At 43.2% G+C, this 14,177-nt stretch carries 7 protein-coding genes; all 7 read right to left on the bottom strand.

Going from position 1 to position 14,177, the window contains the following annotated elements; genetic code table 11:
• Positions 1-29: 29 nt before the first annotated feature.
• Positions 30-4,091 carry a hybrid sensor histidine kinase/response regulator transcription factor gene (locus BACCELL_RS05385; RefSeq protein WP_007210588.1) on the bottom strand — a complete coding sequence of 1,354 codons (4,062 nt, stop codon included), beginning with the start codon at positions 4,089-4,091 and terminating at the stop codon, positions 30-32.
• A gap of 178 nt (positions 4,092-4,269) precedes the next feature.
• On the bottom strand, positions 4,270-5,433 hold the full coding sequence (locus BACCELL_RS05380; protein WP_007210586.1) for an Ig-like domain-containing protein: 1,164 nt from the start codon (positions 5,431-5,433) through the stop codon (positions 4,270-4,272).
• A gap of 22 nt (positions 5,434-5,455) precedes the next feature.
• Positions 5,456-7,444: a RagB/SusD family nutrient uptake outer membrane protein gene (locus BACCELL_RS05375; RefSeq protein WP_044153391.1), complete on the bottom strand. Its 1,989-nt coding sequence runs from the start codon at positions 7,442-7,444 to the stop codon at positions 5,456-5,458.
• Positions 7,445-7,465: 21 nt separating this feature from the next.
• Entirely contained in the window at positions 7,466-10,723 is a 3,258-nt protein-coding gene (locus tag BACCELL_RS05370) for a SusC/RagA family TonB-linked outer membrane protein (RefSeq protein WP_007210584.1), read from the bottom strand.
• Positions 10,724-11,549: 826 nt separating this feature from the next.
• A complete protein-coding gene (locus BACCELL_RS05365; RefSeq protein ID WP_025725744.1) occupies positions 11,550-11,747 on the bottom strand; it encodes a DUF2007-related protein in 198 nt (65 codons plus the stop codon).
• 137 nt (positions 11,748-11,884) lie between these two features.
• Complete coding sequence (locus BACCELL_RS05360) at positions 11,885-13,540, bottom strand: AMP-binding protein (protein WP_007217093.1); 1,656 nt, start codon at positions 13,538-13,540, stop codon at positions 11,885-11,887.
• Between the two features lie 49 nt (positions 13,541-13,589).
• Positions 13,590-14,144 (bottom strand): helix-turn-helix domain-containing protein, encoded by a 555-nt coding sequence (locus tag BACCELL_RS05355; protein ID WP_007210581.1) that lies wholly within the window; start codon positions 14,142-14,144, stop codon positions 13,590-13,592.
• Positions 14,145-14,177: the final 33 nt, after the last annotated feature.

The following is a 14,177-nucleotide window of genomic DNA, read 5'->3' as shown; positions in this document are numbered from 1 at the left end:
GAAGGCAATTCCTCTTTCCTTGTTTTACTCTATTTGCCATTTGTTTTATCTAAATCGCCTTTGGACAACTTTTTGTGCTTTGCGGCGAAGGATGTAGGTGTTTCACCAAATACTTTCTTAAATGAATTGGTAAAATAGGCTTGACTTTCTATACCTATTTGCATCATCACTTCCCTCATGGTCAGATTTTCCTCAATAATCAATCTGGCAGCTTTGCGTAACCGACAATTCAATACAAATTCTACAACAGACTTTCCGGTCAGGCTCTTAACCTTTGTGTAAAGTTTGCTTCTGCTTATCAACAATTCCTCGGCAATCTGATTGACATCCATTTGAGACTGGTCCATATTAGCCTCGATAAAAGTGATCAGGTGTTTTAGAAATTTACCATCCTGCTCGTTGGAAGAGAGCTCGCTGCTGTCCGCATAATAATTCTTGGCATAATGTTCCTTCAACTGCTGCTGGTTTCTGAATATGTTTTGGATGGACAATTTTAGATAGGTCAAATCGATAGGCTTTTCGAAATAAAGGTCGGCACCCGAATCCACTCCTTCGATCTTGCTTTCAAGACTAGTTTTGGCTGTCAGTAAAATGACCGGAATATGTGATGTATTCATGTCTTTCTTGATGTCATTGCACAAAGATACCCCGTCTTTGTGAGGCATCATGATATCGCTTATAACCAAATCAAAATCTACATCCTCTATCAACTTCAGAGCTTCAACACCATCTCTTGCCTGCATCACCTGAAATTCATCGGATAGGGATTCGGCGATTAATACCCTCAAGTCATCATTATCTTCGGTAATCAATATTTTTTTCTTGTTTGCGGGCATGAATTCGCTTCCCATATCTTTAATATCGACAGGCAGGGCTTCTTTGTCTGTAATTTCCATGATAGTTTCTTGTGTCGTTTCCTTCTGTTTCATGAAATCAGTTTCGTTGAAGATACTGCTGTCAAGCGGTAAGTATACAATCATGTCCGTGCCCTTTTCCCGCTCACTGTGGATGGAGATAGTTCCTTTCTGTAACAATACCAAGCTCTTTACAAGTGCCAGGCCTATTCCCGTACCCAGGTGGGAGTCGGCGTTTACTGTATTTACTTTATAAAAACGTTCGAAAACACTGCTTATGGACTCTCGGGATATGCCTACTCCCGTATCACTGACGATGATAGAAAAGACATCGTTCGTGCTTTCGCCTACGGTGTAGCTGTTCTTATACAAGGATGTAAAAGCTTTCCTGCAGCGTGTTTCTAAAATAATGCTTCCCCTGTCAGGCGTATATTTGAAAGCATTGTTTAACAAGTTCATGACAATTTTTTCCACTATGTTTTTGTCTATATAAACGTCAGTGGGCATGTTTTCGTCGCATAGTATCTGGAAGTCGATATTTCGTTGCCGTGCATAGTCGATGAAGTCATTGGCGATTTCTTTTATGAAACGGTTGATGTCCAGTGGCTGCAATTCCAGTTTCATCATACCGTTTTCTACTGTTCTAAAATCCATCAGTTCGTTTACCAAATTCAGTAAACGTTGCACGTTGCCGTTCAATATACGATAATAATATTCTTTCAATCCTTCACGTCTCAGTTTGTCCAGTGCAGCAAGGATAAGAGATAGTGGAGTTCGGAAGTCATGTGATATGTTGGTAAAGAATCGTAGCTGTGCCTGATGTATTTGCTCCTTTTGGTCTTTTTCTATATTTTCTTGGTAGAGCAGCATCTCCAGTTTTTTCTTCTCGGCATAGTGATGATACATCAGGTAAGTGATTCCTATTACCGTCAGCACATAAAGGAAGTATGCTGGCAGACTAACCCACGGGGCTACTTTTCTTATCACTTTTATCACCGCGGGCTTGTCACTCCAGATACCGTCATTGTTGGCAGCGTAGACTTCAAAGTAATACGTACCGGCAGGTACTTTCGAGTACATGACTGTGCGCTGTTGTGCATTTGTAGTGATCCAAGAATCACTATATCCTTTCAGCCGGTATTTGAAGCGGTTTTTTTCAGGGATATGATAATTGTCGGAAGAAAATTGAAAACCGAAGTTTACCTGGTCATAATCAAGGATAATACAATTAAGTGTATCGTTGAGTGTATAGTTGGGATGAACCGCTTGGTGGTCAATAAAGAAATCTGATATAATGGCTTTGGGCTTGTAACTGTTGTACGAGATGTTTTTCGGATTGATGACGGTAAAGCCATTTGTTCCTCCGAAATACAATAATCCGTCTCTTCCCTTCATGGATGCCAGTGGGTAGTAAACTTGTCCCTGCGTATTTTCCCTTTTGTCGAATCTCATCAGCTGGTTGTCGGCTATGTTATAGCAAAACAGACCGTTGTCAGTTCCCATCCACACATTCCCGTTGTCATAGCAAATGCTGTAGATGGAGTAGATGTCCTGCTGCAACACATTTTTCAGCGAGATGAAGTGCGAGGTGTTGGTGTCGAACTTAATAAGCCCATTGCCGATGGTGCCGATCCAGATATTGCCGGAATCGTCCAGGCAGAAAGTAAACAGTCCCAGGTATGTGGAATCATTGGGAATGATCTTTTCCACGGCACGTGTGTGCGTGTCCATCTGATAGAGGGCCTCATTGCTGATAGCCCATAGTGTCTTCTCTCCTTGCCTCAGGATGTCGAACAAGTAGGCGTAATCGTGTATGCTATCGAGGCTGAAATGGGTGAACGACTTGCTGTGGAAAGAAAAATAGGATATTTCAGGCTTGTGATACTGATACGATATCCACATACCCGAGTCTCCTTCAAGAACAGTCTTTCGGATATCATCTACCAGCAAAGAACAGGAATCCTTTTTGGAATGTTTGTAATTGATTGCCTTATTCTGTCTGGAATCATAAAGATCCAGCCCGCCCCTGAATGTCGAAATCCATAGATTGCGTCCGGCGTCAATCACCAGCGATTTTACATTCTTGGATGTAACGTTGTTCGGGAGTGTAAAGCCACTTATTTCTCCGTTGACTTTATCCATCCGGTTAATGCCTCCACCTTCCGTACCTATCCAGATATAGTCCTGCTCCTCGGCGAACGCGCTTACCGGAGCATAATTCAGACCGCTGTTCTGGGTGTGATAAGTTCTGAACGCATGGTTTTCATTTACGTTTACATAAGATAAAGTGCCCGAATAGGTGCCTATCCAAACATTGTCCTGCCTGTCTTCATAGATTTCCCAAATGGAATTGTTCGGTAGACTGAAGGGGTCTGTTCCAGAATGTTTATAAAGTGATAGTTCTCTGCTTGACGGATTGAGTATGTACAATCCGTTTATGGTTCCTAACCAAATATTCCCTTTCTTGTCCACATGAAATGCTCGCAATGAGCTGTCGTCATATTCAGGGAGAGGTTTATAATGGTCTTCAATCTTGAAAGATGACAAGTCAATCTTATATAATCCATCTTTATCAATAAATACCCATAACTTTCCCATATGCGTCTGGGCAAAGCGAATATAACCACTGCCCGTATTGGGGAGCGTGAAACAGAGAACAAACCTACTCTCCGCATAATTGTAACGGTAAATTTCCCGATAAATGAATGTATATAGGTCCTGGTTGTGGAGGCAGAAAACTGGATTACTATAAACTGGAATTTTCTCGTCATAGTAAGGCGTATTGACTTCTCCTGTATTGGAATCCAATATGCTCCATTTGTTTTTAGATCTGATCCAGACATTGTCGGCTTTGTCGACCTTCACTTGAGAAACCGCATCATATATTTTCTCAAACCTATCCGAGATGCGCTTATAACGGTATAGTCCGTTGTTTGTATTTACATATAGATGACCGGAGGCGTCGGATGCTATATTGTTGAATATCCATCTTTTTGTTGGGGCAATCGAGGCAAAATAAGGATAGTACTTTTTATAGTGATAGCCATCAAAACGGTAGAGCTCGTAGTCCATCATTACCCAGATAAAACCTTCTATGTCTTGCTCTATCGCCTTTATTCCATCATAGTAGAATCCTCCATCGGGCGACATGGTTCTGAACTTATACTTTTCAGTGGCAAAGGAAGCTGATGCTTGATAAATGAAGACCAGAAAGAGTAATAGGTATTTGCTTTTCATACATAAACTATCGGATTAAAGATTATTCGGCGGATTCTGAAAAAATATAATGGCAAGTTATCAAGAAAACTTTGAATGTGCAAGAAAGAAAACGGAAATATTTTATAAGAAATTATTATCGTTGAAGAAAGAGGGAAATCTCATAATAAGATTTCCCTCGACACTTTAACAAAAGTAATTATCTGTTGTAAATGAATACCTGCAAGTCTCCCACGGAAACGTTTCCGGTTTCTGAGTAGTTCCAGTCCGTATAGCCATCTTTCAGATGCCCTTTGATAAAGGTTATTCTGATGTATTGGGCTTCCGTGGGTTCCACCTGGAACAGCTGGTAATTGTCTACCTTCAAGGCTTCTGTCACGTGTTCGCCCAAATCTGTCCATGCGTCACTTTCCGCCTTTTTGGCCTCTAATTTGAAAGTGTGGCATTGCAGATGAGAAAAATTCAGGTTACGGTGCCTGTAGCCCAACTGGCCGAACTTGATGACTTGTCCCAGATTGATATCCAGATAGCAAACCGGATCATAGATGGGGCGAGTGGTGATAGTGGGTGCCCAGAATGTTGAATTCTTGTCATCGAACAGATTCTTCATGTCACCTTCCTTGGTTCCCAGATTGGATGAGTAGCTCCAACTGTCCGAGAACGGGAAACCTACATACATGGGAGCTTCTGCGGCGACTTTCACCCTGCAAGTGGCCGTTTGTTTGCCTCTGTCGTTGGCGGTTATGTGAATTTCGGTGGCTTGTCCTATTTCTCCTACTACGGTTATCAAGCCGTTCTGGTCTACTGTAGCCACCGTTTCATCCTCCGAAGAGTAAGTGACACTCTTGTCGGTAGCATTGCCTGGATTGATGGTCACATATTGCGCCAAATTGAAGGTCTTGCCATTTTCCACTTCCACACTCTGTCCGGCAGACTGAATCGTGATACTCGAAACGAGTACTATCTTACTGATTACTCTGATCGGGTATCTGACAAATGTGCCCGAACCGTCGTCAACTCTTACAATAATGGTATCCGTACCCAACGGAAATGGAATGTTTCCTTCGGCAGGTGTGGTCAGTTTAGGGGTAATCAAGCCGTCCGCGCTTAAGTCGATGGCACCCGAAGGCTCTCCGGCAAAGTGGTAGCTGACGGCATTTTCTCTCGCACTTTCGGGCATGATGAACGGTTTCAGTTGCACGGGCTGTCCTTCCGTCACGTCGACCCCGAAAACATCGCTTTCAAGGTTTGTTGCATTTTCAACGGTAATGGTCACCGCTTTACCAAAGTCATCGTCGTCGCATCCCGTAAACAGTGCCCCGAACGAAAGCATTCCTGCTAAGAAATATATATTTTTTTTCATGATCTTACGCTATATTTATCGGTTATCTATTAATGTCTTTCCAACCTGGATTCTGCGTCAGCAGCGGATTCATAAGCATCTCGTTTAAAGGGATCGGATAATAGTAACGTTTGTCATCCCAAGGTCGCACGCCTTTGATAACAGTGGTTGATGTAGGATAAGGAATGATGAAACCGTCATCGTCTACAATCACCTTATTACCTACCTCTCCTATAGGAACTGTTACTTTGTAGGGATAATCCTTATATACTTCATCGTTGCGGTTTTTGCTGTACAATTCTATTTTCTCCTGCGTCATCTTCATTCCTCTTACAGGGACCGTGAACAGCTTACCGGCTTTCCATCTCATCAAATCTTCGTAGCGCATGCCTTCCATCATTGTTTCCACACGGCGTTCACGTCTGATTTCGCGAATTATCGGAGTAACGGAATAATCCAGATACTTTGCATAGATGGCGTCCAGACGTGGGTCAGCAGGTATGTTGGTTAGAGTCAGCTTGGCATTGGGGTATTTGGCAAAATCAAATCCGGCTCTTTCTCTTAAGGCATTGACGGTGATCTCCAAATCGTCGTTGGTAATTTCACCTAATTCCGCTCTGGCTTCGGCGTAAATCAGCAACAACTCTCCATAGCGGAACATGTGGGCTGTTTGCACACCTTTTGGGTTAGCTTCCCATTCAGCGTAATCGGGCATCCAGTGTTTGATGAATCGATAGCCGGTTACCGTTGAATTGTACTTCTTCATTGGAGAACCGCCACCTGTATCATACGTAATCATTGGATAGATGATACCGGATTCTTCCAAAGAATATGTATTATCGTCCGCATCAAAGATGGACGCATATTCACCCGGTCTGCAAACAGTTTGCGTCAAGCGGGGATCACGGTTGTTCAACTCCTCCCACATTCCGTCATATCCTTTGAACAGAGGGTTTACTTCGTAGCTGCCTTCCACACCTCCTATATAGATGGGACGTCCATCTTCGCACAGATAGTCTTCGAGCATAGTTACGGGAGCACCCATGCAATAGCGTGTGTGGTTGTTCATTCCCCAATAACGCGGATTGTCATGTCCCAGTTTAACACCGTCGTATACACGTGACAGGATGGTTTCGTTGTTACCCTCAGTTTCGGGAGAACCTTTTTGTACGAACAGTTGCCAATAAGAATCTTTTGCTGTAGGATGTTTGAAAAGGGAGTATCTGTTCTTCTCGATAATCGTCCAGGCAGCGTCACGACTCATACCCAATAATTCGTTGGCTGTAGATTGCAGATTCAATTCTGTATGATATTTCCGGAAGGTTCCTTCGAACAAACAGAAGCGGGCTTTTAAGAATAATGCCATATCTTTGTTGATATATCCACAGGAATTGTCGTTATCCTCCAAATTTTCAATGGCAAAGTCAAAACACTTCAGGATATTGGTAACCAATTCCGTGCGTGGCATGCGGGAGCCGTAGAGTTCCGGTGAACTTGTATCCAGTTCCTTATCCAACCAAGGCACTTCACCCAGAGCCACCAGTTTGATGTAATAGTCCCATGCCTTGAAGAAATAGGCCTGAGCTGCATATTTCTTCAATGTTTCCGGATCCCCTACTTCCGCATAATGATTCAGGAAGTAGTTCACCTTGCGAAGTTTTTCCCACTGCCAGGGCGCATCAAAATTCTTTGATGCTGTGTTCGGAGTGTCATAAGTACCGCCTAATTTAGCATCGATATTACCCGCATATACAGTATTGTCGCTGAATGCATCTCCAAAAATAATCTGGCTGCCTGCCTTTACTGCCAAGAAACCTTTATCGTGCGAGGTATTGTTGGTTCCACTCACTCCATGTCCGTATACATAATATCTGTAAATTCCGTCCAAGTACAGCTGTAAGTCGGCTTCTTTTGTAAAGAATGTACCGTCAGCCATGTCATCTATCGGATCTCGTTGCATGAAGTCGTCATTACAAGACGACAAAGATGCCACCAAGGTCACAAGTAAAGCTATAATTGAATATTTCTTCATAATCTCTATTGATTTAAAACGTTAAAAACCTACTTGAATACCTACGCTGAATGTCCGTTTCGGAGGATACGCATCGGAGCGATAGTCAGCATCATAATACTTGGGCATATCCGAAATAGTAAACAGATTATAGGCGGCTAAATTCAATCTCAATTTCTCCAAACCGATTTTGTTGATTAAAGCTCTCGGGAATGTATATCCCAGAATCACTTGTTTCAATTTGATATAGGAAGCATCAAGTAAATAACCTGTTTGGGCGTAACTGCCTGTACCGGAACCATACATCGGGAATTTGGCATCTGTTCTTTCGGGAGTCCAGGAGTTGTTGTATATTTCCCATGAACCGGCTCCATTGCCCCAATAACTGGAAGTAGACGACAACCAATAGTCTCGTTTGCCCACACCTTGGAACATCAGATCGAGATCGAATCCTTTGTACTGGAAGTTGGCGGTGATGTTGTAGCGATAGCGTGGTGCATTGTTGCCAATCACTTTTCTGTCACCCGGATCGTCTACGGTATTCAAGCCGGTAGTGATGACGCCGTCGTGATCCAAATCTTGATACCAAATGTAGCCCGGATAAGCCTGTCCGCCTTTGAAATAGGGCCCATGATACAGCGGTTTCCCATTTGCGCCTACACCGTCGAAGTCACCTTCCTGAAGGATACCTCCGGTTACGTATCCCCAGATATCTCCTACGGTATATCCCTTATACAATACACCGTCACCAATCTTATTCGTAGGGTTGGAAGGGTAGCTCACCACTTTGGCCTTATCATCTGAGAGTGCTACGCCTACGCTATAACGGAATCCGTTAGCCAGTTTGTCAGACCATTTTGCCTGGAGTTCAAATCCGGTGGTTTTCAAGATACCTGCATTCTCGAAGGGCAAGTCATCGTCACCGATCAATGCCGGGTAATCCTTTCCACCCGGTATCAGGATGTCGGTCACTTTTCTCTCGAATATGTCGGCGGTGAATGTCAATCGGCTCTGCAAGAAAGTAAAGTCGAAGCCAAGGTTCTTGGTAGTCGATTTTTCCCAAGTCAAATTAGGATTGATTAATGAAGGAGTATTGATACCAGTAGGGTAACGTGTTCCATCAAACAAGAAATATCCCTCTGAAGTACTGAAAACGGATTGATATGGGTATTCCGAATCGGGCTGACTGCCCAAACGTCCCCATGAGGCCCTGATCTTGAAGTTGTCCAGCCAGTCTTTCGACCATTCCATGAACTTCTCTTCTGATACTCTCCATCCCAATGATACGGTGGGGAAGAACTGGAAGCGGGAATCTTTCGGGAACTTGGAACTACCGTCATAACGGGCATCCAGTTCTATCAAATATCTGCTCATGTAGTTGTACATGATACGGCCGAACAATGCGCGTGAAGCAATTTCATGATGAGAATTGGCAGAGGTGTTTGCCGTAACATCTTGCACCAGCTCGGGATTCAGGATGTACGGATCGAGCATGTTTTTCAGGTAAAGAGTAGAACCGGCATAAGATTCTTCTTCTTGGTTAAGGCCTAATAACACGGAAACATTGTGCTTTTCCTTGAAAGTTTGGTTATAATCCGCATACACGTTGATAGCATATCTATCTGTGGTAGAACGTGTGACTTCACCCGTATTTTCGGTTGCCCAGCGAGTTTCGAGAGCGGTCCATGAATTGTTTACACGCGCCTGTTTCGGATGAGTCTTTTCTTTTTGGTAAGTAGTGGGAGCTACAGATAGATCCGCCTTGATTTTCAATATCTTGGGGATGATTGTGAACTCGGGACTGATGGAAAGAATTGTTTTTCGTCTGGAACTGATATTACGTCCGCCCGCATACAAATAGCTTACGGGATTTTCTGTCGGGTGATTCGGTAGAAAATCGTCTGGTCCTGTCAATACAGGTTGATAAATAAAGTTCTCCGGATAGTAGGATTTGGCATAACTCCAAAGGTTCATACCATCTGTTTGTTGCGTAGGACCTTCATAATCGAACACATTGTATGAGGCTTTGGCAGCTACATTGAACCACTTCGTAACTTTGGCGTTAATGCTGAGCATGGCATTGTATCTTTTTAATCTGTCGGTTTTAATTTCATACATACCTTTTTGGTCTTGCATACCCAGAGAGATATAATAACTGATTCTGTCACCACCACCACTGATAGAGAGGTTATGCTTTTGAGTCGGAGTCCAGCTTTTCACTAACTCTTTGTAAGGATTCGTGTTGCCTACCCATTGTATGGCATCCCCCTCCATAAAATAAGGCTTGTTGTTCACAGGATCTTTCATGTAGGCCATCATGTGATCCAACATGTCTCTGTCGTGTTGGGAATACTCAGCGATAGTACCAGTCCAAACTTCTTTGTCCCTTAACGCTTTATAAATATAGTATGAATCCAAAATGTCAGGCAATTCATAAGGCTGATCGAAAGCTAAATTGTAAGAGTAGTCGATTTTCGCTTTCTGATTGTAATTACCTCCTTTGGTAGTTACCAGTATCACGCCGAAGGTGGCTCTTGTTCCATAAATAGCGGCGGCGGAAGCATCTTTCAGGAACGACATGTTGTCTATGTCATTCGGATTCAACTGATTCAAGTCTTCAGCAGTGATTTCCACACCATCCAACAGGATCAGCGGAGAGCCGGATTTCACATCGAACTTGTTCTTGTCATCATTAGATGTGCCTCTCTGGCGAAAAGTAGTGGCACCACGGATATTCAATGAAGGAACTTTGTTTGGGTCGCCACCTTCGATACTGATGTTTAAGCCCGGAACCATGCCTTGCAAGGCTTGTCCGATATTGGCAACCGGCCTGTTTTCCAATGCTTCTGCTCCAACGGAAGCTACAGAAGCTGTCAGATTCCCTTTTTTCTGTGATTGGAAACCGATGACTACTACTTCGTCTATCATCTTGGAGTCTTCGGATAGAGTGACATTTATACTCTTCTGATTACCAACGGTCACTTCTTTAGTAGTATATCCTACGAAAGAGAATGTCAGTACGCTCTTGTTTCCAGGCACGGATACACTATACTTGCCGTCAATGTCTGTGATGGTACCGGTCCCCGTTCCTTTTACCATTACTGTCACTCCAATCATAGGTTCACCGTTGGTGTCTTTTACAACACCGGTAATTTGCAGTTGCTGGTCAATGCCCATTGCGATACTCTGGACGGCATATACCCTTTGCGACAATCCTGCAGACAAAAAGAAAAAGCATAGGAAAAACATCAAGCATTGATGTTTGTTCCAATCTCTCATTAATGTTTTTACATCTTTCATAATGTTTAAATTAAAATTAACGTCGCAAATCTATGCGTATTAAAATAATACGTTTTACTGATTTAATTTTTTTTTTACTCAAATTCAAACCTTAGAGTAATGTGCTGTTAATTAATGAATTATGTGGAGTGACTTGTCTCCGGACTGGACGTTTTGTATGTATAGTGGGAGAGTGAAAGGCAGATAAAGAGTGTCTATACACCCTCTTGCCGTAGTGCTCATATCAAATTGCTGTATACAAATCTGTGTTGCGGTCTTAAGTGTCTAAATGCCATTTTTGGCCCTTTTATTTTTGTACACTTCTTTTGGGTAATATTATATATGTCAGTGTATTAAAGAATAGAAGTGTACAAAAATGAAATGATCAATATTACTTTATTTTATTCATTTCAGATACAAGAAGAATGTAAATACATCTTTTCTATATAATAATGGAATGCTTTCTCCTGTTTGTTTCACTTTGCTACGTATTTGCAACTTGAGCTCAAGCTAATGAACTTCACTTTGCGAAGACACGACTGTAATATTAGTACACAATTTAATCTTCTATAAAGAGATGCTATGTCGCTGTTTTCCTGACGGTTACAAATTGTTGGTTTTTTGTTGACAAGAAGTTAGGAGTTTGTCGACAAGAAGTTAACTTCCTGTTGACAAACTCCTAACTTCTTGTTGACGGGGAATGACTTGATTTTCTGTTCCTTTACACAAGGAAGGCGGTGAAGGGAGAATTATCATGGAGAAGCGGTATACTAATGAATAAAAAAACTGCCCCTTCGGAAATTTCTTCCAAGGGGCAGTCCTTTTTCACTTCGTTTTCTTTTCAGTCTTATAAAGCCTTTCGGTTACTGATAACTCGCATGGCGGCAGTGTACTGCTGACAAGGCACAGACACGTGAATGCCATTACCTTTGTCCTCTGTTGAAGCGGTGATGTAAGCTGACTTCAGCAATTGCTTCACACTTTCCACTTCCCAGGGGCTACCTGCGAAAACGTTAATCTGAGAAATCTTTCTACTTGTAATCATGTGCTTTAAACTTTTTAGTTGTACTTTCCGGTCGCAAATGTAAGTGGTTTGCGGGAAACCGAATAGCTCAAATCGATCAAAAAGTAACATAAAAGGTGCAAACGATTTAGAAGTAGCTTATTCCTCATATTTTTTTCTTATTTCGTATCGTTCTTCCGGATTTCCACACGACGGATCTTTCCACTGATGGTTTTCGGCAGTTCGTCTACAAATTCAATCACACGCGGATATTTGTAAGGGGCTGTCACTTTCTTTACATGATTTTGCAATTCCTTGATAAGTGCTTCTCCCTCTTTCCCTTTATATTCTTTAGCCAGTACGATGGTAGCTTTCACTACCTGACCGCGGATTTCATCAGGTACGCCTGTGATGGCACATTCTATTACAGCTGGGTGTGTCATCAGAGCACTTTCCACTTCGAAGGGGCCGATACGGTAACCGGAACTCTTGATCACATCGTCGGCACGGCCTACAAACCAGAGATAGCCGTCCTCATCTTTCCAGGCAACGTCTCCCGTATAGTAGATATTATTGTTCCAGGCTTCGTGTGTACGTTCCGGATCGCGGTAATACTCTTTGAACAATCCCAGTGGCTTACCCTTGTCTGTACGGATTACGATTTGTCCCTGTTCACCGGCTTCTACGGAACGGCCGTCATTGTCTATCAGGTCTACATCGTATTGTGGATTAGGCAATCCCATACTTCCCGGTTTCGGTTCCATCCAAGGCATGGTAGCAATGGTCAGCGTGGTTTCTGTCTGTCCGAATCCTTCCATCAGTTTGATGCCTGTCAGTTTCTTGAAGGTCTCAAATACGGCTGGGTTCAGAGCTTCGCCGGCGATGGTACAATATTGCAGTGATGAGAGATCGTACTTTGTCAGATCTTCGTGAATGAGGAAACGGAAGATGGTGGGAGGTGCACAGAGAGAAGTTACGTGATAATCCTGTATCTTCTCCAGGATGGCGGCAGGGGTAAATTTCTCGTGGTCATACACAAATATATTTGCTCCGGCAATCCATTGTCCATAAAGTTTGCCCCATACAGCTTTCCCCCAACCGGTATCGGCGATGGTGAGATGCAGGCTGTTTTCCGTCAGGTTATGCCAGAAACTACCGGTAACGATATGCCCCAACGGATATGTAAAGTCATGGGCGACCATTTTCGGTTCACCGGTGGTTCCACTGGTGAAGTACATCAGTGAGATATCTTCGTTCGTATTCGGATGCTCCGGCTTCACGAAAGGTGCGGCATTTTCGATCCCTTTGTGGAAATCATCGAATCCTTCGGCTACTTGGGGACCTACACTGACGAGTTTCTTCACGCTGGGGGAATCCGGCATGGCAGCTACAATATGATCCGTGATAACCGATTCTCCTGCACAAACAATCATCTTGATGTCCGCAGCGTTACAGCGGTACACGATATCTTTCTTTGTCAGCAAGTGAGTGGCGGGAATGACGACGGCACCGAGTTTATGTAAAGCTATGGTGCTGTACCAGAATTCAAAGCGGCGTTTCAATATCAACATTACCATGTCACCATGGCCGATGCCGAGGCTTTGGAAATACGAGGCGGTCATGTCCGTATAACGTTTCATGTCGGCAAACGTAAATTGCCGGTGTTCACCCTTATCATTAGTCCATAACAATGCAGGTTTGTCAGGTTGTTCGGCAGCCCAGGCGTCTACTACATCGTATCCGAAGTTGAAGTTTTCCGGTACGTTTATTTTAAAGTTTTTGATAAAGTCCTCTTGTGTAGTGAAAGAGGTTTGTGATAAAAATCTTTCTACCATAATTATAGGAATTAAGAATGAGAGATTCCCTTCATTCTCCATTTAGTTGTTACATGATAATTGCCAGGAATCGTACCGTTTTTCCATCCAGTGCTTTCATGCCATGCGGCAATTTTGAATTGAAGTACAGGCTGTCTCCTTCGTTTAGTATAAGCTCTTTGCCATCGATGTTGACCATCATGCGCCCTTCGAGCACAAGACTGAATTCTTGTCCGGCGTGGCTGTTGTAATGTATCGGTTCATCGTCCGGTTTAGGTTCAACGGTTACAATGAACGGATCTACGCTACGGTTCATGAAACCGGAAGCGAGGGCTTGATATTTGTAGGCCTTGGTACGTTCGATGCTGACGCCTTTTCCGGCACGAGTCAGGAAGTAGCTGCTCATTTTAGGTTCTTCACCAAACATCAGTGCGTCCAATGAAACTCCGTATCTGCGTGCTATCTTTTGTAACATACTTACGGAGATATCAAAATCTCCCGTTTCGGCAAGACGGTAGTCGTAAGGAGAGATGTCACATTCACGGGCAATGTCTTCAGCGGTCAGCTCCAGTACATCACGAAGCCCGCGAAGGCGTTCTGCTATTTGCTTAATTTGTTCGTCCATGTGGTTGTTTATTTAATGAATTAATTGTTAGTC

It is taken from the genome of Bacteroides cellulosilyticus DSM 14838, assembly GCF_000158035.1.
GTDB lineage: Bacteria > Bacteroidota > Bacteroidia > Bacteroidales > Bacteroidaceae > Bacteroides > Bacteroides cellulosilyticus.
The sequence above is the reverse complement of the archived record's forward strand: the minus strand, read 5'-3'. Positions and strand labels throughout refer to the sequence as shown.

Coding starts and splice junctions, on each gene's coding strand:
- BACCELL_RS05385 (WP_007210588.1), bottom strand. CDS start 4,091: ATGAAAAGCAAATACCTATTACTCTTTCTGGTCTTCATTTATCAAGCA.
- BACCELL_RS05380 (WP_007210586.1), bottom strand. CDS start 5,433: ATGAAAAAAAATATATATTTCTTAGCAGGAATGCTTTCGTTCGGGGCA.
- BACCELL_RS05375 (WP_044153391.1), bottom strand. CDS start 7,444: ATGAAGAAATATTCAATTATAGCTTTACTTGTGACCTTGGTGGCATCT.
- BACCELL_RS05370 (WP_007210584.1), bottom strand. CDS start 10,723: ATGAAAGATGTAAAAACATTAATGAGAGATTGGAACAAACATCAATGC.
- BACCELL_RS05365 (WP_025725744.1), bottom strand. CDS start 11,747: ATGATTACAAGTAGAAAGATTTCTCAGATTAACGTTTTCGCAGGTAGC.
- BACCELL_RS05360 (WP_007217093.1), bottom strand. CDS start 13,540: ATGGTAGAAAGATTTTTATCACAAACCTCTTTCACTACACAAGAGGAC.
- BACCELL_RS05355 (WP_007210581.1), bottom strand. CDS start 14,144: ATGGACGAACAAATTAAGCAAATAGCAGAACGCCTTCGCGGGCTTCGT.